Source organism: Mycobacterium sp. NGS50 (genome assembly GCF_059812545.1).
Map to the genome: position 1 here is coordinate 1 of NZ_JCALCW010000003.1, position 21978 is coordinate 21978.

General features: G+C 69.1%; 23 protein-coding genes and 1 pseudogene. 15 read left to right on the top strand and 9 right to left on the bottom strand.

Annotated elements, in window-relative coordinates; all coding sequences use genetic code 11:
- The 4 genes and pseudogenes from AC5Y36_RS03010 to AC5Y36_RS03025 form a co-directional block, all read right to left on the bottom strand.
- Positions 1-383, bottom strand: a 383-nt coding sequence (locus AC5Y36_RS03010) for a heme-binding protein (protein ID WP_500039373.1), incomplete at its 3' end; no start/stop codon positions are given.
- Between the two features lie 38 nt (positions 384-421).
- Positions 422-943: pseudogene (gene cobU / locus AC5Y36_RS03015) on the bottom strand (bifunctional adenosylcobinamide kinase/adenosylcobinamide-phosphate guanylyltransferase); the annotation flags it as partial.
- 133 nt (positions 944-1076) lie between these two features.
- Positions 1077-2702: a chaperonin GroEL gene (gene groL / locus AC5Y36_RS03020; RefSeq protein WP_500039374.1), complete on the bottom strand. Its 1626-nt coding sequence runs from the start codon at positions 2700-2702 to the stop codon at positions 1077-1079.
- A 188-nt stretch (positions 2703-2890) separates the two neighbouring features.
- Positions 2891-3457: a TetR/AcrR family transcriptional regulator gene (locus AC5Y36_RS03025; RefSeq protein ID WP_500039375.1), complete on the bottom strand. Its 567-nt coding sequence runs from the start codon at positions 3455-3457 to the stop codon at positions 2891-2893.
- 101 nt (positions 3458-3558) lie between these two features.
- On the opposite strand from AC5Y36_RS03025, the gene AC5Y36_RS03030 reads away from it, so the two are divergent.
- Complete coding sequence (locus AC5Y36_RS03030) at positions 3559-4470, top strand: SDR family NAD(P)-dependent oxidoreductase (protein WP_500039376.1); 912 nt, start codon at positions 3559-3561, stop codon at positions 4468-4470.
- A gap of 7 nt (positions 4471-4477) precedes the next feature.
- Here AC5Y36_RS03030 and AC5Y36_RS03035 read toward each other — a convergent pair whose 3' ends face one another.
- Positions 4478-5170 carry a M24 family metallopeptidase gene (locus tag AC5Y36_RS03035; protein ID WP_500039556.1) on the bottom strand — a complete coding sequence of 231 codons (693 nt, stop codon included), beginning with the start codon at positions 5168-5170 and terminating at the stop codon, positions 4478-4480.
- Positions 5171-5269: 99 nt separating this feature from the next.
- Between AC5Y36_RS03035 and AC5Y36_RS03040 the strand changes: the two genes are divergently transcribed.
- Genes AC5Y36_RS03040 through pssA form a run of 6 tightly spaced genes read left to right on the top strand, consistent with a single transcriptional unit; the run spans position 5270 to position 11340 of the window.
- Positions 5270-6964 carry a DEAD/DEAH box helicase gene (locus AC5Y36_RS03040; protein ID WP_500039377.1) on the top strand — a complete coding sequence of 565 codons (1695 nt, stop codon included), beginning with the start codon at positions 5270-5272 and terminating at the stop codon, positions 6962-6964.
- A gap of 22 nt (positions 6965-6986) precedes the next feature.
- On the top strand, positions 6987-7550 hold the full coding sequence (locus tag AC5Y36_RS03045; protein WP_500039378.1) for a hypothetical protein: 564 nt from the start codon (positions 6987-6989) through the stop codon (positions 7548-7550).
- A gap of 15 nt (positions 7551-7565) precedes the next feature.
- Positions 7566-8486, top strand: a complete 921-nt coding sequence (locus AC5Y36_RS03050) for an SDR family NAD(P)-dependent oxidoreductase (RefSeq protein ID WP_500039379.1) — start codon at positions 7566-7568, stop codon at positions 8484-8486.
- Between the two features lie 12 nt (positions 8487-8498).
- A complete protein-coding gene (moeA, locus tag AC5Y36_RS03055; protein WP_500039380.1) occupies positions 8499-9707 on the top strand; it encodes a molybdopterin molybdotransferase MoeA in 1209 nt (402 codons plus the stop codon).
- A 26-nt stretch (positions 9708-9733) separates the two neighbouring features.
- A complete protein-coding gene (locus AC5Y36_RS03060) occupies positions 9734-10444 on the top strand; it encodes a phosphatidylserine decarboxylase (protein ID WP_500039381.1) in 711 nt (236 codons plus the stop codon).
- Entirely contained in the window at positions 10441-11340 is a 900-nt protein-coding gene (gene pssA / locus AC5Y36_RS03065) for a CDP-diacylglycerol--serine O-phosphatidyltransferase (RefSeq protein ID WP_500039382.1), read from the top strand. The genes AC5Y36_RS03060 and pssA overlap by 4 nt, the downstream gene beginning before the upstream one ends.
- A 6-nt stretch (positions 11341-11346) precedes the next feature.
- Here pssA and AC5Y36_RS03070 read toward each other — a convergent pair whose 3' ends face one another.
- Positions 11347-11919, bottom strand: coding sequence for a chorismate mutase (locus tag AC5Y36_RS03070; protein ID WP_500039383.1), 573 nt, complete (start codon positions 11917-11919; stop codon positions 11347-11349).
- Here AC5Y36_RS03070 and AC5Y36_RS03075 point away from each other — a divergent pair.
- The 3 genes from AC5Y36_RS03075 (at position 11918) to AC5Y36_RS03085 (ending at position 14658) form a co-directional block, all read left to right on the top strand.
- The gene (locus tag AC5Y36_RS03075) at positions 11918-14110 is read left to right on the top strand and encodes an AAA family ATPase (protein ID WP_500039384.1); all 2193 of its coding nucleotides are present in this window, start codon (positions 11918-11920) and stop codon (positions 14108-14110) included. The two genes, AC5Y36_RS03070 and AC5Y36_RS03075, sit on opposite strands and share 2 nt — an antisense overlap.
- An 81-nt stretch (positions 14111-14191) precedes the next feature.
- On the top strand, positions 14192-14467 hold the full coding sequence (locus tag AC5Y36_RS03080) for a GlsB/YeaQ/YmgE family stress response membrane protein (protein ID WP_500039385.1): 276 nt from the start codon (positions 14192-14194) through the stop codon (positions 14465-14467).
- Positions 14468-14487: 20 nt separating this feature from the next.
- Positions 14488-14658 (top strand): CsbD family protein, encoded by a 171-nt coding sequence (locus AC5Y36_RS03085; protein WP_500039386.1) that lies wholly within the window; start codon positions 14488-14490, stop codon positions 14656-14658.
- A gap of 42 nt (positions 14659-14700) precedes the next feature.
- Here the strand turns inward: AC5Y36_RS03085 and AC5Y36_RS03090 are convergent, their stop codons facing one another.
- Positions 14701-15297, bottom strand: a complete 597-nt coding sequence (locus AC5Y36_RS03090; protein ID WP_500039387.1) for a TetR/AcrR family transcriptional regulator — start codon at positions 15295-15297, stop codon at positions 14701-14703.
- A gap of 91 nt (positions 15298-15388) precedes the next feature.
- On the opposite strand from AC5Y36_RS03090, the gene AC5Y36_RS03095 reads away from it, so the two are divergent.
- Genes AC5Y36_RS03095 through AC5Y36_RS03110 form a run of 4 tightly spaced genes read left to right on the top strand, consistent with a single transcriptional unit; the run spans position 15389 to position 19233 of the window.
- A complete protein-coding gene (locus tag AC5Y36_RS03095) occupies positions 15389-16219 on the top strand; it encodes a mycofactocin-coupled SDR family oxidoreductase (protein WP_500039388.1) in 831 nt (276 codons plus the stop codon).
- Complete coding sequence (locus AC5Y36_RS03100; protein WP_500039389.1) at positions 16216-17019, top strand: mycofactocin-coupled SDR family oxidoreductase; 804 nt, start codon at positions 16216-16218, stop codon at positions 17017-17019. Before AC5Y36_RS03095 ends, AC5Y36_RS03100 begins: the two co-directional genes overlap by 4 nt.
- Positions 16997-17800: a carboxymuconolactone decarboxylase family protein gene (locus tag AC5Y36_RS03105; protein WP_500039390.1), complete on the top strand. Its 804-nt coding sequence runs from the start codon at positions 16997-16999 to the stop codon at positions 17798-17800. Before AC5Y36_RS03100 ends, AC5Y36_RS03105 begins: the two co-directional genes overlap by 23 nt.
- Complete coding sequence (locus AC5Y36_RS03110; protein ID WP_500039391.1) at positions 17776-19233, top strand: aldehyde dehydrogenase family protein; 1458 nt, start codon at positions 17776-17778, stop codon at positions 19231-19233. Before AC5Y36_RS03105 ends, AC5Y36_RS03110 begins: the two co-directional genes overlap by 25 nt.
- A gap of 12 nt (positions 19234-19245) precedes the next feature.
- Here AC5Y36_RS03110 and AC5Y36_RS03115 read toward each other — a convergent pair whose 3' ends face one another.
- Positions 19246-20055 (bottom strand): helix-turn-helix domain-containing protein, encoded by an 810-nt coding sequence (locus AC5Y36_RS03115; RefSeq protein WP_500039392.1) that lies wholly within the window; start codon positions 20053-20055, stop codon positions 19246-19248.
- 133 nt (positions 20056-20188) lie between these two features.
- On the opposite strand from AC5Y36_RS03115, the gene AC5Y36_RS03120 reads away from it, so the two are divergent.
- Positions 20189-20635, top strand: coding sequence for a hypothetical protein (locus tag AC5Y36_RS03120; protein ID WP_500039393.1), 447 nt, complete (start codon positions 20189-20191; stop codon positions 20633-20635).
- Between the two features lie 7 nt (positions 20636-20642).
- Here AC5Y36_RS03120 and AC5Y36_RS03125 read toward each other — a convergent pair whose 3' ends face one another.
- On the bottom strand, positions 20643-21935 hold the full coding sequence (locus AC5Y36_RS03125) for a cytochrome P450 (protein ID WP_500039394.1): 1293 nt from the start codon (positions 21933-21935) through the stop codon (positions 20643-20645).
- Positions 21936-21978 lie beyond the last annotated feature (43 nt).

Consider the following 21978-nt stretch of genomic DNA (forward strand, 5'->3'; position numbering starts at 1 on the left):
TAGCCCGATAGCGCGTCGAACAGGGTGGCCAGTTGACCCGGCGACACCGCGACGCCGCATTGGTTGCGCAGGTCGCTCAGCGGCTGCGCGATGTGTTGCAGGTCCATCAGTTCGCCGACATGGCCGGCGAAGTAGCCCCGCACCGACGCGCGGGCCTCCGCCGGCGACTGCTGCACCGCGCTGGTCAGCACGTCGTTGGCTTCCGGATGGCTGCCCAGGTATCCGCCGGCCCCGCTGAGCACGCCGCTGGCGGTGGTCGCCAACCCGGCGGCCGTGCACTGATCGGGGGCGGCGTCGGCCGGCCGCGTCACCGCGGCGCCACCCAGCACGCCGACACAGGCCAAGACGATCGCGGTGCGCCACAACTGTGCAGAGGATTTCATCACGCTGGGTCCTTTCGGGGGTTCGCCTACCCGCCACGTTATCCGCGCAGCCGCAGCGGCAGGCCGGCGACCATCAGAACCACCGAGTCGCTGTCAGCGGCCATGCGCATGTTCAACTGACCGAGCAGATCACGAAACAGCCGCCCGGAGGCAGTAGCTGGTACCACCCCGCTGCCCACCTCGTTGCTGACCGCGACGGCCCGTACCGGGCAGGCCCGCCAGGCCGCCACCAGCTCGTCGATATCGGCGTGCACGCCGTCCAGCGAGCCGCCGTCCCACACCCGGTGCAGATCCATCCGGGCGGTCAGCCAGGTGCCCAGACAATCCAGCAGCAGCGGAGTCGTCGCGGACCGCAATTGTGCTGCAGCGTCAGTGGTTTCGACCGTTCGCCACGCCGCCGGACGGCGCACCTGATGCTGCCGGATCCGCTCAGCCCATTCCGCGTCGCCGGGGCGAACTCCGCCGGTGGCCAGGTAGGTCACCTCCGATTCGGCCGCCAGCGCCGCCTCGGCGTAGGCCGACTTTCCCGACCGCGCCCCGCCGAGCACCAGGGTGCGGATGCCCATGACCCTCCTCGTTGACCCTGCGCTCACGGCGCACACCACTCGCACTTTTGCGCCGTAGGCGCAGAGTCAACGTAAACGACGAAGGCCCGGCCCCCACCAGGGGAGCCGGGCCTCGTCGCGCTCAGACTTAGAAGTCCATGCCGCCCATGCCACCGGTCGGGTCGCCCGCCGGAGCGGCCGCCTTCTCCGGCTTGTCGGCGACAACGGCCTCGGTGGTCAGGAACAGCGCCGCGATGGACGCCGCGTTCTGCAGCGCCGAGCGGGTGACCTTGACCGGGTCGGCGACGCCGGCCTTGAGCAGGTCCTCGTACTCACCGGTGGCGGCGTTCAGGCCGGTACCGGCAGGCGAGTTGCGAACCTTCTCGGCGACCACGCCGGGCTCCAGCCCAGCGTTGAAGGCGATCTGCTTCAGCGGAGCCTCCAGTGCCACCTTGACGATGTTGGCACCGGTGGCCTCGTCACCGTCGAGCTTGAGCTCGTCGAGCGCCGGGGCGACCTGCAGCAGGGTCACGCCACCACCGGCGACGATGCCCTCCTCCACGGCGGCCTTGGCGTTGCGCACCGCGTCCTCGATGCGGTGCTTGCGCTCCTTGAGCTCCACCTCGGTGGCGGCGCCGGCCTTGATCACCGCAACGCCGCCGGCCAGCTTGGCCAGCCGCTCCTGCAGCTTCTCGCGGTCGTAGTCGGAGTCGCTGTTCTCGATCTCGGCGCGGATCTGGGCCACCCGCCCGGCGATGGCATCGCTGTCGCCAGCGCCCTCGACGATGGTGGTCTCATCCTTGGTCACCACGACCTTGCGGGCCTTGCCCAGCAACGCGACGTCAGCGGTCTCCAGCGAGAGGCCGACCTCTTCGCTGATGACCTGGCCGCCGGTCAGGATCGCCATGTCCTGCAGCATCGCCTTGCGACGGTCACCGAAGCCCGGAGCCTTGACGGCCACGGACTTGAAGGTGCCGCGGATCTTGTTGACGACCAACGTGGACAGGGCCTCGCCCTCGACGTCCTCGGCGATGATCAGCAGCGGCTTACCACCCTGGATGACCTTCTCCAGGAGCGGCAGCAGGTCCTTCACGGTGGACACCTTGGAGCTGACCAGCAGGATGTAGGGATCCTCCAGGACGGCTTCCTGACGCTCGGCGTCGGTCACGAAGTAGCCCGAGATGTAGCCCTTGTCGAAGCGCATACCCTCGGTGAGCTCCAGCTGCAGGCCGAAGGTGTTGGACTCCTCGACGGTGATGACACCCTCGTTGCCCACCTTGTCCATCGCCTCGGCGATCAGGTCGCCGATCGACTGGTCGCCCGCGGAGATCCCGGCGGTGGCCGCGATCTGCTCCTTGGTCTCGACCTCCTTGGCGTCCTTCAGCAGGGTCTCGCTGATCTTCTCGACGGCCTTCTCGATGCCGCGCTTCAGACCCAGCGGGTTGGCGCCGGCGGCCACGTTGCGCAGGCCCTCACGAACCAGCGCCTGCGCCAGCACGGTGGCCGTGGTGGTGCCGTCACCGGCGACGTCGTCGGTCTTCTTGGCGACCTCTTTGACCAGCTCGGCGCCGATCTTCTCGTAGGGGTCCTCCAGCTCGATCTCCTTGGCGATGGACACACCATCGTTGGTGATCGTGGGGGCGCCCCACTTCTTCTCCAGGACGACGTTGCGGCCCTTGGGGCCCAGCGTCACCTTGACCGCGTCGGCGAGGGCGTTCAGGCCCCGCTCGAGGCCGCGACGGGCCTCTTCGTCATACGCAATTTGCTTAGCCATTGCGAAGTGATTCCTCCGGTTAGGGGGTGCACGTCTTGTCGGTCGGGTGCAGTGCCCGCGACGGACGGCTGTGGGTGTGCTCCGCTATGCGGCCCCTGCCTCACCGTCCCGACCTAGCACTCACTGGTCGCGAGTGCCAGTGTCATTTTTAGCACTCGCCCATAGGGAGTGCAAGGAGTGGGCCGTCGTCATCGCCGCGGGCGTAGACCGTCGATGACGACGTCGGTCACCCGTTCGGCCCGAGCCTTGTCGTAACCCTGCATGGCCTGGCAGCCCACCAGGAGTGCCTTGATCTCGGGCACGTCGACGTCGGCGCGCACCGTACCGGCGTGCTGGGCGGCGAGCAGCAGTTCGCCGAGAAGCCCACGAAATGCGTCTTCGGCGTCGGGGGCGACCGACGCGACGTCGATCCCCAACCCGCCGAGGGCGTCGACCAGGCCCTGATCGGTGGCGCCCCAATCCAGCACCATCGACCGCAGAAACGTATACAGCGCCTCGCCGGGTCCGGGGTCGTCCAGCAGCGCGCGACCGTCGGCGATGACGTGCTGCAGCCTGCTCTCGACCACCGCCCCGAACAGGTCTTCCTTGGTCGGGAAGTGCCGGTAGACGGTCCCGGCCCCGACACCGGCGCGGCGGGCGATCTCATCGATGGGCACCGACAGACCCTCGGCCGCAAAGGTCTCGTAGGCGACTTCGAGGACGCGGGCTCGGTTGCGCGCCGCGTCCGCACGCAACGGTCGGGCAGGCTGGGCCACCAATATCCCCTCACGGTTGACAAAACGGGGCGTGCGTTCCGTATAGTGTTTCAACAACCGGAGCGTCCGCCCCGTTTACCCTACCGCGCAGGAGCCTTCCGATGGCCAAATGGACAACCGCCGACATTCCCGACCAGACCGGTCGGGTCGCCGTGATCACCGGAGCCAACACCGGCCTCGGCTATGAAACCGCCGCCGCACTCGCCGCCCGGGGCGCCCACGTGGTTCTCGCGGTGCGCAATCTCGACAAGGGCAAGGACGCCGCGACCCTGATCAGTCGACGCAGCCCGGGTGCCAGCGTGGCGCTGCAGGAGCTCGACCTGACGTCGCTGGAATCGATCCGCGCCGCCGCGGCGCAGTTGGGTGCCGACCACGACCGCATCGACCTGCTGATCAACAACGCCGGCGTGATGTACCCGCCCAGGTCGACCACCCAGGACGGCTTCGAGTTGCAGTTCGGCACCAACCACCTGGGCCACTTCGCGTTCACCGGCCTGCTGCTGGATCGGCTGCTGCCGGTCGCGGGTTCGCGGGTGGTGACGGTCAGCAGCATCGGCCATCGCATCCGCGCCGACATCCACTTCGACGACCTGCACTGGGAGCGCCGCTACAACCGGGTCGAGGCCTACGGGCAGGCCAAGCTGGCCAACCTGTTGTTCACCTACGAACTGCAACGGCGGCTCGCTGCGCACGGGACGACGATCGCCACGGCCGCGCACCCCGGCGGCTCCAACACCGAGCTGATGCGCCACCTGCCCGGATGGGCGGCGAACGCCTACCCGGTGATCGCACCGCTGTTCCAAAACGCCGCCATGGGTGCCCTGCCGACGCTGCGGGCCGCCAGCGACCCGCAGGCACAAGGCGGGCAGTACTACGGACCCGACGGCTTCGCACAGACCCGGGGCTACCCCAAGGTGGTGCGATCCAGCCGCAAGTCGCATGACGCGGCGCGGCAGCGTCGGCTCTGGACCGTCTCCGAGGACCTGACCGGGGTGGTCTTCCCGGTCAGGTGATCCGGGCTCAGCCCAGGTCGAGCAGTTCCTCGTAGAACCCGCCGAAGCCGCGAGCGGAGTTGACCAGGTGGACTTCGAGGATCCAGTGGCAGGCCAGGCCGGAACTGTCCGGGCGGCGCATCGGCTGATCGGATCCCGGCGCCACGTACCACTGGGCGCCGTCACCGGAGATCTTCTTGTGCGGGAACTGGCCGACCAGATGTCCGGCGATCGGGCTGCCCAACTCGTAGCCCTCGCTTCGCGCCAGGTCGACCATGTGGTCGTAGAGTTCGGCGCCGGTGATCGCCGGGTGCGTGTCGAAGTGGTCGCGACCGGCCTGCCACACCCGGGGCAGCGCGTCGCGCAGCGCGATCTTGTCCGGGTCGTCGCCGAGTACGAAGGTCCGCCCGAAGTCGGCCTCCCATTGTTCGAAGATCGGGCCGAAGTCGCAGAACACGATGTCGTCGGCGGCGATGATTCGATCCGGGGGGTTCTCCGCGAACGGCTGCAGGGTGTTTTCCCCGGCGCGCACGATGCGCTTGTGCCAGTGTTCGGTCAACCCGAACATGTCAGCGGCCAGGTCGCGGATCTCGTCGGACAGCTCGCGCTCGCCGACCCCGGGGCGCACCAGGGCCCGCCGTTCGATGGTGTCGAACAGCTCAGCGGCCTTGGCCTGCGCGTCCAGCAGCCGCTCGACGCGGATACGTTCATCGCCGACCAGCTTCTGCACGGCACCGATGCTACCGGCAACACGCGCTGGGGAAATGCGCTGCCGGATGACCTTGCCTTAGACTGCATCTCGATCAGGGAGGAGTCTCGGGTGCGGGCTGATGCAGCGCCCAGCACCCAGGCTTTGCGGGGCTGGCAACGACGGGCGCTGGTGCGCTACCTGACCGCCAAACCGCGCGATTTCCTGATGGTCGCCACCCCCGGCGCAGGCAAGACGACGTTCGCGTTGCGCATCGTGGCCGAGCTGCTGGGCGATCGGACCGTGGACCGGATCACCATCGTGGTGCCCACCGAGCATCTGAAAATGCAGTGGGCGACCGCGGCCGCCGGCCACGGCATCGCCCTGGACCCGAAGTTCAGCAACTCCGACGCGCAGACCAGCTCGGAGTATCACGGCGTCGTCGTCACCTACGCCCAGGTGGCCAGCCACCCCACCCGGCACCGGGTCCGCACCGAGGACGCGAAAACCCTGGTGATCTTCGACGAGATCCACCACGGCGGCGACGCCAAAAGCTGGGGCGACGCAATCCGCGAAGCGTTCTCCGACGCCACCCGTCGGCTGGCGCTGACCGGGACGCCGTTTCGCAGCGACGACAGCCCCATCCCGTTCGTCAGCTACGAGCCCGACGGCACCGGTGCCCTGCGATCGGTGGCCGACGACAGCTACGGCTACACCGACGCGTTGGCCGACGGAGTGGTGCGCCCGGTGGTGTTCATGGCCTACTCGGGCGAAGCCCGCTGGCGCGACAGCGCCGGCGAGGAGCACTCGGCACGCCTCGGCGAGCCGCTGACCGCCGAGCACACCGCCCGGGCGTGGCGCACCGCCCTGGATCCGGCCGGGGAGTGGATGCCAGCGGTGATCGCTGCCGCCGACAAACGGCTGCAGCAGAAGCGTCAGCATGTGCCCGACGCCGGCGGCATGATCATCGCCTCGGATCAGAAGGCGGCCCGCGCCTACGCCAAGCTGCTGACGAACCTCACCGGCGAGGCTCCCACGGTGGTGCTCTCCGATGATACGGGCGCGTCGGACAAGATCGCGCAGTTCGCCGCGGCCACCAGCCGCTGGCTGGTGGCGGTGCGGATGGTCTCCGAGGGCGTCGACGTGCCGCGGTTGGCGGTCGGCGTCTACGCCACCAGCGCGTCGACACCGCTGTTCTTCGCCCAGGCCATCGGCCGGTTCGTCCGGTCCCGGCAGCCCGGCGAGACGGCCAGCATCTTTCTGCCATCGGTGCCCTCGCTGCTGCAGCTGGCCAGCGAGCTGGAGGCGCAGCGCAACCACGTGCTGGGCAAGCCGCACCGGGAATCGATGGGTGACGAGTTCGAGGAAGCGCAGCGCAAGCGCGACGAACCCTCGGAGCTGGAGAACACGTTCGAGTCGCTGGGCGCCGACGCCGAGCTGGATCAGGTGATCTTCGACGGCGCCTCGTTCGGTACCGCCACCCCGGCCGGTAGCGATGAGGAAGCCGACTACCTCGGTATCCCGGGCCTGCTGGACGCCAACCAGATGCGCGACCTGCTGCGTCAGCGCCAGGACGCCCAGCTGGACCGCCGATCCAAAGCGGTCGGCGAATCGGGAATACCGGTGCCGGTCACCAGGCACGGTCAGCTGCGGGAGCTGCGCCGCGAGCTCAACGCGCTGGTGTCGGCGACCCATCACCGGACCGGAAAGCCGCACGGCTGGATTCACAACGAGCTGCGCCGGATCTGCGGCGGGCCGCCGGTGGCCGCGGCCACCTCCGAGCAGCTGCAGGCCCGCATCGCAGCGATCCGCGAGCTGCGCCCCTGACGCCGCGTGTATGACTTGAGACATGATCCTTCGGCGACTGGGGACCACCGCGTGCGTACTGGCGTTCGCCGTGGCCGGATGCGGCAGCCACCGCGACGCCTCTACCGGCGCACCCCCAACATCGGCCACCGAGAGCACTCCGGACTCCGCGCCGCCACGCGCGGGTGCGGCGACACTGCCGGACGGCTTCCCGGCTGACATCCCGGTGGTACCCGGCACCGTCACGGGCAAGTCCATCGACATACCGGGATCCAGCGGAGGCAAGGTCTGGAATCTGTCGGTGACCGGCGTCAACGCCGACGCCTACGACCAGGCGGAGCAGCTGCTCACCGACGCGGGCTTCAAAGGTATTGAGTCCGACGAGAAGTGGACCCGGCGCCCCTGTGAGCGGCAGTCCCAGTTCCACAACGACGCCACCGACGGCGGCGGATACGTCGTGCACTTGTGTGGGGGCCCGGAGGGGCCGGGATACAAGCTGGATTACAACGTGAACGCCTACCCGAAGGCGGACTGGCAGCCGCCGGCCGTCCCGGCGTCCCCGGTCGTTCCGGCTCCGCCGCCGGTCCCATCGCAGCCACCGCGCTGAGTATCGTCTGACGCCATGAGCTCCTCTGCGAAATGGACCACTGCCGACGTGCCGGATCAGACCGGGCGCGTCGCGGTCATCACCGGATCCAATACCGGACTGGGCTACCACACCGCGGCGGCGCTGGCCGGTGCCGGCGCCCGGGTGGTGCTGGCGGTACGCAACCTCGACAAGGGCAACGATGCCGCCGCCCGGATCCGGGCGGCCAACCCGCAGGCCGAGGTCGGCGTGCAGTCGCTGGATCTGAGCTCGCTGGACTCGGTGCGTGCGGCCGCCGAAGCGCTACGCGGCGCGCACCCCCGGATCGATCTGCTGATCAACAACGCGGGGGTGATGTTCACCCCCAAGCAGAGCACCGCCGACGGCTTCGAGTTGCAGTTCGGCACAAACCATCTGGGTCATTTCGCGTTGACCGGGCTGCTGCTGGACCGCATGTTCGTCGAGGGCGCCCGAGTGGTCACGGTCAGCAGCGTGGGGCACCGGATGGCGCCCGCGATGCGGTTCGATGATCTGCAATGGGAGCGCCGCTACAACCGGTTCGCCGCCTACGGACAGGCCAAGCTGGCCAACCTGCTGTTCACCTACGAGCTGCAGCGCCGGCTGGCGGCCAATGGCAAGCCGACCATCGCGGTGGCCGCGCACCCGGGCGGCTCAGACACCGAGCTGACCCGCAACCTGCCGGCGTTCGTGCGCCCGGTCGAACGGCTGCTGGCGCCGCTGGTCTTCCAGAGCGCCCAGATGGGGGCATTGCCGACCTTGCGTGCCGCCACCGACCCGAGCGTGACCGGCGGCCAGTACTACGGGCCCGATGGCCTCGGCGAGCAACGCGGACACCCCAAGCTGGTGCACTCCAGCAAGGCGTCCCACGATGAGGACCAACAGCAGCGGCTGTGGACCGTGTCCGAAGAGCTGACCGGCATCAACTTCCCGGTGTGAGGAGAGGCCCGAATGCGCCCCGTCGATGAGCATCAACGCGTCGTCGCTGGCCTGATCAGCGCACGCCCGCCGATCACTGTGCCGTTGGCGCAGGCCGAGGGTCTGGCGCTGGCCGCCGAAGTGGTGGCCGCGGTGCCGCTGCCGATCTTCGACAACTCCGGTATGGACGGCTACGCGGTGCGCGCCGAGGACCTAGCGGCCGCCACCGCGACAGACCCGGTGACACTGCCGGTGGCCGAGGACATTCCGGCCGGGCGCACCGACATCCCGACACTGCAGCCAGGTACCGCGCACCGGATCATGACCGGCGCCCCGATTCCGGCCGGGGCGGACGCGGTGGTGCCGGTCGAGGCCACCGACGGCGGCACCGACACCGTCACGTTCCGGGATAACACCCAGTCCGGACGCCACATCCGCCCCGCCGGGGGCGACGTCGCCGCCGGCGCCACCGTGCTGCGCCCCGGTCACCTGGTCGCTCCGGCGGTCGTCGGGCTGGCCGCGGCCCTGGGCATTGCCGAGCTGACGGTGATCCCCCGCCAGCGGGTGCTGGTGATGTCCACCGGTACCGAGTTGGTGGCCCCGGGCACCCCGCTGCTGCCGGGCCAGATCTACGAGTCCAACGCCGTCATGCTGGCCGCCGCGGTCCGCGAGGCGGGCGCCGCCGTGGTGGCCTGCGCCACCGTCAGCGACGACGTCGACGAGTTCACCGCGGTGTTGGATCGGCATGCGGCCGACGCGGATCTGATCATCACCAGCGGCGGTGTCAGCGCCGGCGCCTACGAAGTGGTCAAGGACGCGTTCGGCCGCGCCGGCGATCGGGGGGTGGAGTTCGTCAAGGTGGCGATGCAGCCGGGCATGCCGCAGGGCACCGGGCAGGTGGCGGGCATCCCGATCATCACGCTGCCGGGCAACCCGGTCGGGGCGCTGGTGTCCTTCGAGGTGTTCATCCGACCGGCGCTGCGCCGCGCCATGGGTCTACCGCATCCCGAACGCGCCCACCGCACCGCACGCCTGGCCGAGCCGTTGACCTCGCCGCAGGGCAAGCGCCAGTTCCGCCGCGGTCTGCTGGACGCCGCCGCCGGCACCGTCACCAGCTACGGGCCGCCGGCGTCGCACCATCTGCGCTGGCTGGCATCCTCGGACTGCCTGCTCGACATCCCCGAGGACGTGGTGGAGTTGCCCGCGGGCGCGGAGCTGCAAGTCTGGGATCTGACCGGGTAGCCGCGGCCGCTTCGTAAGATGGGCGGGTGGCCAGACGACCCCGTCCCGATTCCCCGGACCTGACAACCACGCAGCGGCTGCTGGGTTTGGTGCGTTCGTCGGTCCCGCCGGTGCACCGGGCCGGGCTGCCGTTCATCTCCGCCGGGCTGGCCGTGGCGGCCGCCGGACGCAACCGTCCCTGGCTGCGCCGGGCCGGGCTGCTGGCCGCCGGCGCCTGCGCCGGATTCTTCCGCCACCCGCCCCGGGTGCCGCCCATCCGGCCCGGGGCGGTTGTGGCGCCCGCCGACGGTGTGGTCTGCCTGATCGAATCGGCGGCGCCGCCGGCCGAGCTGGGCCTGGGTGAGGAGCCGCTGCCGCGGGTCAGCATTTTCCTGTCGGTGTTGGACGCGCACGTGCAGCGGGCCCCGGTGGGCGGCGAGGTGATCGCGGTGGAGCACCGGCCGGGCCGTTTTGCGTCGGCGGATCTGCCCGAGGCCAGTGCCGACAACGAACGCAACAGCGTCGTGATCCGCACCCCGGAGGGTCACACGGTGATCGCCGTGCAGATCGCCGGGCTGCTGGCGCGGCGCATCGTCTGCGACGTCCGCGCCGGGGACTACGTGGCGATCGGCGACACCTACGGGCTGATCCGGTTCGGCTCCCGGCTGGACACCTACCTGCCGGCCGGGACCAAGCCGCAGGTGCTCCTCGGCCAGCGGACGTTGGCCGGTGAAACCGTGCTGGCCGACCTGACATGAGCGGACCCGTCCAGGACCGCGCCCGGCGGGCCGTCGGTCTGCACATCCTGCCCAGCTCGATGACCGTGCTGGCGATCTGTGCCGGGCTGACGTCGATCAAGTTCGCGCTGGATCATCAGCCGCACATCGCGATGGCGCTGATTGCCGCCGCCGCGATCCTCGACGGGCTGGACGGCCGGGTGGCCCGCATGCTCGACGCGTCGTCGCGGATGGGCGAGGAGATCGACTCGCTGGCCGACGCGGTCAACTTCGGAGTCGCGCCCGCGGTGGTGGTGTACCTGTCGGTGCTGACGCCCTCGCCGGCGGGCTGGATCGCGGTGATGCTGTACGCGGTGTGCATCGTGCTGCGGCTGGCCCGGTTCAACGCCCTGCTCGCCGACGCCAGCCTGCCGGCCTACACCCGGGAATTCTTCGTCGGCATGCCCGCCCCGGCGGGGGCGATCTTCGCGATCGGCCCGCTGGCCGCCAAGATGCAGTTCGGCGACGGCTGGTGGACCTCGGAGTGGTTCGTGTGCGCCTGGCTGGCGGCCTGTTCGGTGCTGGTGGTCAGCCGCATTCCGATGCGCAAGATGCACGCCGTGTCGGTGCCGCCGAACCTGGCGGCGGTGCTGCTGGCCGCCCTGGCGATGGTGGCCGCCGCCGCGTTCCTGTACCCGTTCATCCTGGTACTGGTGGGCATCGTCGCGTACCTGGGCACCATTCCGTTCTCGATGCGCAGCCACCACTGGGTTGCCACGCACCCCGAGGCCTGGGACGACGCCCCCAAAGAGCGTCGCGCCACCCGGCGCGCCATCCGCCGCGCGCAGCCCAACCGCCGCTCGGTGGCCCGACTCGGGTTGCGCAAACCCAGCGGCCGCTCGATGGCGCGGCTGCGGCTGCGGCGGCCGGGACCCTGACCGGGGCTATCCGACGCAATAGGCTTGCGTCGCCGCCGACAGCGCCTGCCGGTAGAACTCGTCGAGCTGCCGTGCGTCGCTGACGGCCCGTTTCGCCTCGTCGAGTTCAGCGGCGCATCCCGGTGCGTGCAGCGGCGCCCACTGCAAACCGATCTGGTCCAGCATGACGTGGTTGAGGCTGTCGATCCGGGTGCGCGACACCGACAGGTCCGCCGCGGTGGCCGGGGCGGCCGACGGGTCCAGCTTCCACTGCGCGAACCGATAGTGCTCGACTGCTTCGGTGGCGGCGATCTGGTCGGTGAATACCCGGGTCACATAGTCGGGGTCGAGGTGGCTGCCGATGGTGGCCGCCGACAGCGCGTTCAGTTGTTGGCGGACGCGTTCGGGGTCCTCGATGGCGCCTCCCGCTTGCCATTTGGCCGCCGCCACCGGGTCGGCGACCTGAAGCCGCTCGGCTGCCGCGTCCACCAGCGCGCCCAGCGGATTGGTGTCGTCGGCCCGCGCCGCGGGGGCCGCCAGCACCGCCACTGCGCAGCACACCGACGCCAGCGTGCGGATGTATGTCAATAATGACCGCATGGGTTCTGCTGAATATCACGTGGAACACCGGGCTGTCGAGACCACCCGACACCTGACGCTGATCGCGCGATTGAACACCGCCGCCGTCGACACGCGGCGCGGCGTGGTGCGGCTGCACCCCGAAGCGATTGCCGCCCTGGGGATCCGGGAGTGGGACGCGGTGTCGCTGACCGGGTCGCGGACCACGACGGCGGTGGCAGGACTCGCCGGCGGCGACACCCCGGCCGGTGTGGTGCTGCTCGACGACGTGACGCTGTCCAATGCCGGCCTGCGCGACGGTACCGCGGTGATCGTCGCCGCGGTCACCGTGTACGGCGCCAAGTCGGTGGCGTTGAGCGGCTCCCCGCTGGCCACCCAGTCGGTGTCGTCGGCCACCCTGCGCCAGGCCCTGCTGGGCAAGGTGCTGACGGTCGGTGATGCGGTGTCGCTGCTGCCCCGCGACCTGGGCCCGGGCACCTCGACGTCGGCGGCCACCGCGGCGCTGGCGTCGGCGGTGGGGATCAGCTGGACCTCCGAACTGTTGACGGTGACCGGTGTCGACCCGGCCGGGCCGGTCAGCGTCCAACCCAATTCGCTGGTGACCTGGGGCAGCGCGGTGGCTGCCGGCGCACCACCGGCCCCCGAGCCCGCCACGCCCACGTCGATCACCGTCGAGGACCTCACGGGCGTCGCCGCCCAGGCCGGGAAGCTGACCGAATGGCTCAAGCTGGCGCTGGACGAACCCGAGTTGCTGCACACCCTGGGCGCGAGCAGCAACCTGGGCGTGCTGGTGTCGGGGCCCGCCGGCGTCGGCAAGACCACCCTGGTGCGTGCGGTGTGCGCGGGCCGGCGGCTGATCGAGCTGGACGGCCCGCACGTCGGGGCGCTGGCCGCCGACGATCGGCTGGCCGCGGTGGCCGCGGCCGTCGCCGCCGTGCGCGCGGGCGGCGGGGTGCTGCTGATCGCCGATATCGACGCGCTGCTGCCGGCCGATCCCGAGCCGGTGGCCACCCTGATCCTGGCCGAGCTGCGCGGCGCGGTCGCCACCGCGGGTGTCGCGTTCATCGCGACCTCCGCGCTGCCCGATCGGCTGGATGCGCGGTTGCGGGCCCCCGAACTGTGTGACCGCCAGCTGGGGTTGAGCCTGCCGGACGGCGCCACCCGCGCCGCACTGCTGGATGCGCTGCTCAAGCCGGTTCCCGTCGATGACCTCAACGTGACCGAGATTGCGGAGCGCACACCGGGTTTCGTGGTCGCGGACCTTGCGGCGGTGATCCGCGAGGCGGCGTTGCGGGCGGCGGCGCGGGCCAGCGGCAACGGCGAGCCGCCGGTGCTGACCCAAGACGACGTGATCGGTGCGCTGAGCGTGATCCGGCCGCTGTCCCGATCGGCCGCCGAGGAGGTCTCGGTCGGGTCGGTCACCCTCGATGACGTCGGGGACATGGCGGCGACCAAGCAGGCGTTGACCGAGGCGGTGCTGTGGCCGTTGCAGCATCCCGACACCTTCGGCCGCCTCGGCGTCGACCCGCCGCACGGGGTGCTGCTGTACGGACCGCCCGGTTGCGGCAAGACCTTTGTGGTGCGGGCGTTGGCCGGCTCCGGCAAGGTCAGCGTGCACGCGGTCAAAGGCGCTGAGCTGATGGACAAATGGGTGGGCAGCAGCGAGCGTGCCGTGCGCGATTTGTTCCGGCGTGCCCGCGACTCGGCGCCGTCGCTGGTGTTCCTCGACGAGATCGACGCGCTGGCACCGCGGCGCGGCCAAAGCGTCGACTCCGGGGTGACCGACCGGGTGGTCGCCGCGCTGTTGACCGAGCTCGACGGCGTCGACCCGTTGCGCGACGTGGTGGTGATCGGCGCGACCAACCGACCCGAGCTGATCGATCCGGCGTTGCTGCGGCCCGGCCGGCTGGAGCGGCTGGTGTTCGTCGAACCGCCCGACGCCGACGGGCGACACGCCATCCTGCGTACCGCCGGAGCCTCGGTGCCGCTGCACAGTGATGTGGATCTGGCCGCGCTGGCCGCCGACCTGGCGGGCTACAGCGCCGCGGACTGCGTGGCGCTGTTGCGCGAGGCCGCACTCACCGCGATGCGGCGGTCCCTGGACGCCGCGGACGTCACCGCCGCCGATGTCGACGCGGCCCGCCAAAGTGTGCGCCCCTCACTGGATCCCGATCAGGTCGAGTCGCTGAGGGCATTCGCGCGTCCGCGCTGATCGGGCTCGACGGATTACCCGCGTACCGGTCGGGGTACCCGTATCGCAGCGCCACCCGGCGCAGCGAACGAGGGAGCGAAAGTGATCGGAACCATCATCGGCGCGATCGTGGTCGGGTTGATCGTCGGAGCACTTGCCCGGCTGGTGATGCCGGGCAAGCAGGATATCGGCATCGTCATGACAACGGTGCTTGGCGCCCTGGGCTCGCTGGTCGGCTCATGGCTGACCTACCAGGTGGGCTACTCCAATGCCAACGGCGGCTTTGAGATCATCCCGTTCCTGGTCGGGATCGTGGTCGCGGTGGTGCTGATCGCCGCCTACCTCGCCATCACCGGTCGTCGCCATTCCGTGCAGTAGCCGTAGAAAGGACAATCTCCATGGGGCTCACCGACAAGGCCAAGAACGCGGTCGAGAACGCCGCAGGCAAAGCCAAGGAGCAGGCGGGCAAGGTGACCGGCGACAAGGACACCGAAGCCGAAGGCAAGGCGGACCAAGTCAAGGCGAATCTGAAGAAGGCCGGCGAGAACATCAAGGACGCGTTCAAGTAGCCCGCGAGCTGGCGGCTGGTCTGTGTTGAGATCGCGTTCTGGTCAGCGGTCGCCCGATTGTCGGTCGGCAGACGCCTCGTAGCCGGTCGTGAGCCAGTACACCGCACGGTCCAGCGTGGGCACGATGTCGGTGATCGCGACCTCTCCGACGGCGAAGCGCCCCAACAGCCCGTACACCAGGTTGGCGACGACGGCGTCGACGTCGGCGATGAACTGTTCATCGACGTCGGCGAGCGCTCCCAACGCGGCGGGGACCACCACGTCCAGGCCGCGGCGAACCAGACGCTGACCGCCCGGCGCGGCCCGCGCCCGGAAGTAGGCGGTCAACATCGCGGGGTGTCGTTCCCACGGCTCGAAGATGGTGCGCAGCACGGCCATCAGCGCGGTGTAGACCGACTCCCCCGGCCGGCGCGGCCGCACGGTGACGCTCGAATAGCGGTGGTCCTCCATCCAGGACTCCAGCGCGGCCAGAATCAGCTCGTCGCGGGTCGGGTACCGCTTGTAGATGGTGGACAGCGAAACCTGTGCGCGACGGGCGACTTCGCGCAGTTGCACCGCGTCGTAGCCGTCAGCCTCCAGGATCTCGACGACGACACCCAGCAGTCGGTCGTCGGTTGTCACAACTGCAGTACCGATCATCCCAACCCTTGCCGTCGACGAGTAACCAGGTTACCGTACCGGAGGTAACACAGTTACTACAGGTTTCCGCCGCACAACGAAGTGAGGGTCGATGGGTACTTTGTCCGGAAAGGTCGCGTTCATCACCGGGGTGGCGCGCGGGCAGGGCCGCAGCCATGCGGTGCGGCTGGCCGCGGACGGCGCCGACATCATCGGGGTGGATATCTGCGCCGATATCGCGTCCAACGGATACCCGATGGCCAGCCGCGACGAGCTCGACGAAACCATCGCCCTGGTGGAGGAGGTCGGCGGCAAGATGCTCGGCTCGGTCGCCGACGTCCGCGACTTCCGTGCGCTCAAGGCGGCGGTCGACGCCGGGGTCGAGCACTTCGGCCGCCTCGATATCGCCTGCGCGAACGCCGGGATCGCCGCGATGGCGTTTCGGGAGTTGACCGACGAAGAAGACCTACAGATGTGGACCGATGTGGTCGACGTCAACCTGGTGGGGTCGTTTCACACCGCCAAAGCCACCATCGACCACCTCATCGCGGGAGGGCGCGGCGGCTCGATCGTGTTCACCAGCTCGACCGCGGGCATCCGGGGCTTCGGCGGCCAGCGGGGCGGCGGCCTGGGCTATGCGGCGTCCAAGCACGGGATCGTCGGGTTGATGCGCGCACTGGCCAATGCGTTGGCGCCGCACAGCATTCGGGTCAACACCGTGCACCCCACCGCGGTGAACACCATGATGGCCGTCAATCCGGCGATGACGGCGTTCCTGGAGCATTACCCCGACGGTGGACCGCATCTGCAGAACCCGATGCCGGTCGAACTGCTGGAACCCGCGGACATCAGCGCCGCGATCGCCTACCTGGTGTCCGATGCCGCCCGCTACGTCACCGGGGTCACCTTCCCGGTCGACGCCGGCTTCTGCAACAAGCTATGACCGGGCGGGTTGCCGGGAAGCGGGTTCTGGTCACCGGCGCCGCGCGCGGCATGGGCCGCAGTCACGCGGTGCGGCTGGCGCAGGAGGGCGCCGACCTGATCCTCGTCGACATCTGCGCGTCGCTGCCGGAGATCGAATATCCGTTGGCCGCAGCCGAAGACCTCGCGGAGACCGCCCGGCTGGTGCAGCAGCAGGGCCGCCGTGCGGTCACCGAAGTCGTCGACGTGCGCGACGCCGACGCGTTGGCGGCCGCGGTCAACGACGGCGTCGCGCAGTTGGGCGGCCTGGACGCAGCGGTCGCCAACGCCGGAGTCATCACCGCCGGCACCTGGGACACCACCACGGCCGAGCAGTGGCGCACCGTCATCGAGGTGAACCTGACCGGAACCTGGAACACCTGCGCGGCGGCATTGCCGCATCTGGTCGAGCGGGGCGGCAGCCTGGTCAACATCAGTTCGGCCGCCGGGCTCAAGGGCACGCCGCTGCACCTGCCCTACACCGCGTCCAAACACGGCGTGGTCGGGTTGAGCCGGGCGCTGGCCAATGAGCTGGCCGCGGTGAACGTCCGGGTCAACACCGTGCACCCCACCGGGGTGGAGACCGGGATGCGCCCGGATTCGCTGCACGGGCTGCTCGCCGAGACCCGACCGGATCTGGCCCCGCTGTTCCTCAACGCGCTGCCGATCGTGATGACCGAGGCCGTCGACATCAGCAACGCGGTGCTGTTCTTGGTCTCCGACGAATCCCGGCACGTGACCGGGCTGGAACTCAAGGTGGATGCCGGTGTCACCCTCCGCTGAGGCGCGCCGCGGGGCACAAGCCTTCGCCGATCTGATGGCACTGCCCGCGCCGGGCTGCACACCCGCCGCGGCGACCCTGCTGGATTTCGTGTTCGGGCAGGTATGGCAACGACCCGGGTTGAGCCGACGCGACCGGTGGTTCATCGCGCTGCCCTGCGTCGCGGCCGCCGACGCCGAGGGACCGCTGACCGATCACGTGTACGCCGCACTGTATTCCGGCGATCTGACGATCACCGAAATACAGGAGACCGTCCTGCATTTCGCGGTCTACGCCGGCTGGCCCAAAGCGTCGCGGTTCAACATGGCCGTCGACGCGCAGTGGGAACGCATCCACCACGATCGTGGCCAGGACGTGCCGCCGGCGCCGCCGCTGCTGCCGTTGACCACACCGAGCGACCCGGAGGCCCGGTTGGCCGTCGGCGAGCAGTCGTTCCGGGACGTCAACTGCCTGCCGTACGTGCCGGTGCGCGACAACCCCTATTCCGGGGCGGGCATCTTGAACTTCGTCTTCGGTGAGATGTGGCTGCGGCCGGGACTGGGGATGCGGGAGCGACGGCTGGTGACCGTGGCATGCGTCGCGTTTCAGGATGCGCCGTATCCGATCCTGAGCCACGTCTACGCCGCGCTCAAGAGCCGCGACGTGTCCTTCGACGAAATGGATGAGCTGGCTCTGCATTTCGGCGCCTACTACGGCTGGGCCAAGGCCTCGCACCTGAACCAGGTGATCGCCGAGCAGAAAGAGCGGGTGCTGGCCGAATGGGCCGCCGAGGAAACGTCGTGACGGCCGCCCCGGTGGGATTGCTGGTCGGCGGTGAGCGGATCACGACGTCGGACCGTCACGACCACATCTATCCGGCCACCGGTCAACCCAACGCGATCGTCGCCCTGGCCGGGGCGGCGGAGATCGACCGTGCGGTGGCTACCGCCGCCCAGGCGCAACGGGAGTGGATCGCCCTGACCGTCGACCGACGCCGCGACCTGCTGATGGATCTGGCCGACGTGGTGCACGAACACCTCGACGAGCTCGCCGTGCTGAACGTACAGGACTACGCGGTGCCGGTGTCGTTCGCCGGCAACGCCGTTCTGCTGGAACGGTTCCTGCGCCATTTCGCCGGATACGTCGACAAGCCGCACGGCTCCAGCACCCCGGTTCATGGCTGCTTCGACGTGAACCTGGTCGAACGGGAACCGTATGGGGTCGTCGGCGTCATCGCACCCTGGAACGGAGCGTTGGTGGTCGCCGGGTCCTGCGTGGCCCCGGCGTTGGCGGCCGGTAACGCCGTGGTGTTCAAGCCGTCCGAGCTGGCGCCGCTGGCCGCGCTGCGCTTCGGTGAGCTGTGTCTGGATGCCGGTCTGCCGCCCGGGCTGGTCAATGTGGTGCCGGCCGGGGCCGAGCGCGGCGACGCGCTGGTGCGCCACCCCAGCATCGGCAAGATCCACTTAACCGGCGGCGAGGCCACCGCGCGCACCGTGTTGCAGTCCGCGGCAACCAATCTCACCCCGGTGGTGACCGAGCTCGGTGGCAAGTCGGCCAACATCGTGTTCGCCGACGCCGACCTGGACGCGGCCGCCATGCTGTCCGCGCATCAGGGTCCGCTGATGCAGTCCGGGCAGAGCTGCGCCTGCGCCAGCCGGCTACTGGTGCACGAGTCGGTGTACGACGCCTTCACCGAGAAGTTCCTGGCTGTCGTGGGTTCCGCGGCTGTGGGCGACCCGTTGGATCCGACGGTGACGTTCGGTCCGGTCATCAGTCAGGCCGCGGCGGAGCGCATCCTGGGTGTGATCGAGTTAGCGACCGGCAGCGGCGCCGGCGAGTTGCTCACCGGTGGTCGACGCCTCGGCGGTGAACTCGCGCAGGGCTTTTACCTTGAGCCGACGGTGTTCGGCAACGTCGACAATGCTTCGGAGCTGGCCCAGGTCGAGACGTTCGGACCGGTGGTGTCGCTGATCCGGTTCGGCGACGACGCCGAGGCGGTCGCCCTGGCCAACGGCACCCGCTACGGCCTGAACGCGTTCGTGCACACCCGCGATCTGCAGCGCGCGCACCGGGTCGCGCGGCAGTTGCAGGCGGGATCGGTGTGGGTCAACACCTTCAGCGATATCGCTCCCCAGGGTCCGTACGGCGGCTACAAGCACAGCGGCTTCGGCCGCACCGGCGGGCTGGACGGGCTGTACGAGTTCCTACAGGTGAAGAACATCCGCATCGGGATGTGACCTCGGGTCCTTTTAGCGCACTTCGCGATCGCGAGCAAGGGATTCAAACGCTTCGGCAGTCGTGTGATCAGCGGGAAAGAGCAATTCGATCGCCAGTTCCGAAATCGTGACTTCGAACGGCATTTCGAACGTGCCGTAGATTCCGAAGAACGACCACTCACCACCGTCGGGCGCCCGGACTCTGACCGGTCCGAGACTCTGCGCGAAGGCGGATTCGCTGGCCGGGTCGCGCTCGCCGAGCTGCGGCATGAAGTTCTCAAACTGCTTATGGAGATGCGCGAGCTGGTCATCGGCGGTGGCGGCGAGCTGGCGCTGAATCCGATCACGAAAGTAGGCCATCACGTCGCGGACGTTGATGATCCGGGGAATCATCGCCAGGGCGACGCGCAAGATGTCGACCGGCGGGTTCAGCAGTTCGGGATCGATGCCCTCGACGAGCGGCTGTATGGCGGCGTTGGCGGCGACCACACGCAAGTGGCGGTCCAACACGATCGCCGGGTACGGCTCGTGGCTTGTCAGAATCCGCTCCAGTGCCTCGCGGACCGGGGCGAGTTCGGGTGCGCCGAACGGATGCTCGGGGAATGCAGGAGCGTACCCAGCAGCGAGCAGCAACTGGTTGCGCTCGCGGAACGGTATCTCAAGTCGCTCACCTACCCGCAGCAACATGTCCCGCCCGGGCTTGGAGCGGCCGGTCTCGACGAAACTCAGATGGCGCGCCGATACGCCTGCATCAAGCGCAAGCTCTAGCTGGGTCAGCCGCCGCCGCTGCCGCCACTCCCGCAGTTGGGGCCCGACTTGAGAGGCGGAGCTGGTGGTCACCATCGGGACTGACTGTAGCCGGAGCTGGTTCGCGGTTCGATTACCTCGAGGTAATCGACAGCACGACCTGTGATCGGGATCATCGGCGTGTGGCGACAAGGATCGTCATGCGTAGTTGCGACGTTGGGAGGACAAGATGACGACATTGCTCCGACGGCTGGTCTGCGGCGCAGCAGGCACCTCGATGATCGTGGCCTTGTTCATGCCCTGGACCAGTGTTGACGGCGCTGATCGCAGCGGGTGGGAGTTGCTCACTTTTCCGCTCTGTGTGATCGTGGCCGTGTGTGCGCTGACCACCGCGATCACCGGCGGACAGTTCGGCCTGATGAGGCCGGATGTTTCGATCATCGGCGCGACCGACGGTCTTGGTGTAGTCACCACAGTGACTCTTGTCTGGCTGTTGGTCGACTTTCCTGACGACGCCAGCCGTCAGCCGGCCCTCATCCTGGCGTTGATATCGGCAGCAGCAGCGGCCTTTGCAGCCGCTGATTACCGACCGCTGCGAGGAGCACCCCTATTTCCGCAAATGGTCGATCCGCTCAGCACCAGTCACCGTCCCAGAAGCCTTTCAGAAGCTTCTTGACAACCCGTCATCCGGCCGGCGTGAACTCGATGTGCAGTTCGGTCAGCCCCCGCAACAAAAACGTCGGCTCGTAGGCGTAGCGGCGGGCACCGACCGGGCCGTGGTGGGCCTCGCTGATCGTGATGTCGCGCATCCGGTCCAGCATGCGGTGCACGGTGATCCGCCCCTCCACCCGGGCCAGCGGCGCGCCGGCGCAGGTGTGAATACCGCGCCCGAACGCGATGTGCTCGCGCACGTTCTTGCGATCGAGCCGGAACTTGTCGGGATCGTCGAACTTGCGCGGATCCCGGTTGGCCGCACCCAGGCACAGCATCAACACCGTGCCGGCCTGGATACGCACCCCGCCCAGGGTGGTCGTCTTGCGGGCGAGCCGGAAGTCGATCTTGGTGGGGCTCTGGATTCGCAGTGCTTCCTCGATGAACGCCGGGATCAGCGCCCGGTTGTCGCGCAACGTCTGCTGGAGTTCGGGCCGGTCGCCGAGGGTCTGCACCGCGGCGCCGAGCAGCTTGGTGACGGTCTCCTGCCCGGCACCGAACAGGAACGTGGCCGGCCGCACCACTTCGAGCAACTCCGGCGTCGAGCCGTCCGGGTAGGTGGCGGTGGCCAGGCTGCTGAGTACGTCCCCGCTGGGGCGTAGCCGCCGCTCGGTCAGGTAGCCGCTGAACTTCTTGTCCAGGTAATGCAGCGGATTGAGCCCAACCGGCGTTCCGTCGAGGGATCCGACGTGTTGCCCGGCCTGATGCCCGGCGCCCAGCGCGCTGCGGAACTCGGCGCGTTCGTTCTCCGGAACGCCGAGCAGGTCGGTGATGGCCAGGGTCGCATACGGTTTGGCGTAGTCGAACAGGAACTCACAACGGCCTCGCAAAACCGAGGGGTCGATGAATTCATCGAGTTGGGTGTCGGTCAACCGCCAGATGAACTCCTCGTTCTCCTTCAGCCGCTTGGGGGTGAGCAGCCCACTGAGTAGCGAGCGGGCCCGCGTGTGCGCCGGCGGATCCATCACGACAACGTGTTCGAAGATCGGGAACTGGTGCCGGTGCGCCTCGATCAGCTCGGTGATGTCGTCGCCGACCGGCTCGAACGGCAGCGGCGGAAACGGCCCGCCGATCGCGTTGACCGCCGAGAACGAGTCGTGATCCTTGAAGGCGGCCAGGACCTCCTGATACCCGGTGACGGCCACCACACCGTGGTGCGGCTCGGCGAACACCGGACCCTGCGCCCGCAGGTACTCGTAGTAGGCGTACGGGTCCTGGGTGACGGCTTCATCGGAGAAATAGTCCACCGCCGCGAGATCGGGCATCGTCGTCCTCTCCGTGCCGGCCGGGCACCAACCCTCTCATTGC

Excerpts from the sequence above, each read along its gene's own strand:
- AC5Y36_RS03090 (WP_500039387.1), bottom strand. The coding sequence starts at position 15,297 with ATGATCGGTACTGCAGTTGTGACAACCGACGACCGACTGCTGGGTGTC.
- AC5Y36_RS03100 (WP_500039389.1), top strand. The coding sequence starts at position 16,216 with ATGACCGGGCGGGTTGCCGGGAAGCGGGTTCTGGTCACCGGCGCCGCG.
- AC5Y36_RS03050 (WP_500039379.1), top strand. The coding sequence starts at position 7,566 with ATGAGCTCCTCTGCGAAATGGACCACTGCCGACGTGCCGGATCAGACC.
- AC5Y36_RS03095 (WP_500039388.1), top strand. The coding sequence starts at position 15,389 with ATGGGTACTTTGTCCGGAAAGGTCGCGTTCATCACCGGGGTGGCGCGC.
- AC5Y36_RS03115 (WP_500039392.1), bottom strand. The coding sequence starts at position 20,055 with ATGGTGACCACCAGCTCCGCCTCTCAAGTCGGGCCCCAACTGCGGGAG.
- pssA (WP_500039382.1), top strand. The coding sequence starts at position 10,441 with ATGAGCGGACCCGTCCAGGACCGCGCCCGGCGGGCCGTCGGTCTGCAC.
- AC5Y36_RS03070 (WP_500039383.1), bottom strand. The coding sequence starts at position 11,919 with ATGCGGTCATTATTGACATACATCCGCACGCTGGCGTCGGTGTGCTGC.
- AC5Y36_RS03030 (WP_500039376.1), top strand. The coding sequence starts at position 3,559 with ATGGCCAAATGGACAACCGCCGACATTCCCGACCAGACCGGTCGGGTC.
- AC5Y36_RS03045 (WP_500039378.1), top strand. The coding sequence starts at position 6,987 with ATGATCCTTCGGCGACTGGGGACCACCGCGTGCGTACTGGCGTTCGCC.
- AC5Y36_RS03085 (WP_500039386.1), top strand. The coding sequence starts at position 14,488 with ATGGGGCTCACCGACAAGGCCAAGAACGCGGTCGAGAACGCCGCAGGC.
- groL (WP_500039374.1), bottom strand. The coding sequence starts at position 2,702 with ATGGCTAAGCAAATTGCGTATGACGAAGAGGCCCGTCGCGGCCTCGAG.
- AC5Y36_RS03110 (WP_500039391.1), top strand. The coding sequence starts at position 17,776 with ATGGGCCGCCGAGGAAACGTCGTGACGGCCGCCCCGGTGGGATTGCTG.
- AC5Y36_RS03120 (WP_500039393.1), top strand. The coding sequence starts at position 20,189 with ATGACGACATTGCTCCGACGGCTGGTCTGCGGCGCAGCAGGCACCTCG.
- AC5Y36_RS03105 (WP_500039390.1), top strand. The coding sequence starts at position 16,997 with ATGCCGGTGTCACCCTCCGCTGAGGCGCGCCGCGGGGCACAAGCCTTC.
- moeA (WP_500039380.1), top strand. The coding sequence starts at position 8,499 with ATGCGCCCCGTCGATGAGCATCAACGCGTCGTCGCTGGCCTGATCAGC.
- AC5Y36_RS03075 (WP_500039384.1), top strand. The coding sequence starts at position 11,918 with ATGGGTTCTGCTGAATATCACGTGGAACACCGGGCTGTCGAGACCACC.
- AC5Y36_RS03125 (WP_500039394.1), bottom strand. The coding sequence starts at position 21,935 with ATGCCCGATCTCGCGGCGGTGGACTATTTCTCCGATGAAGCCGTCACC.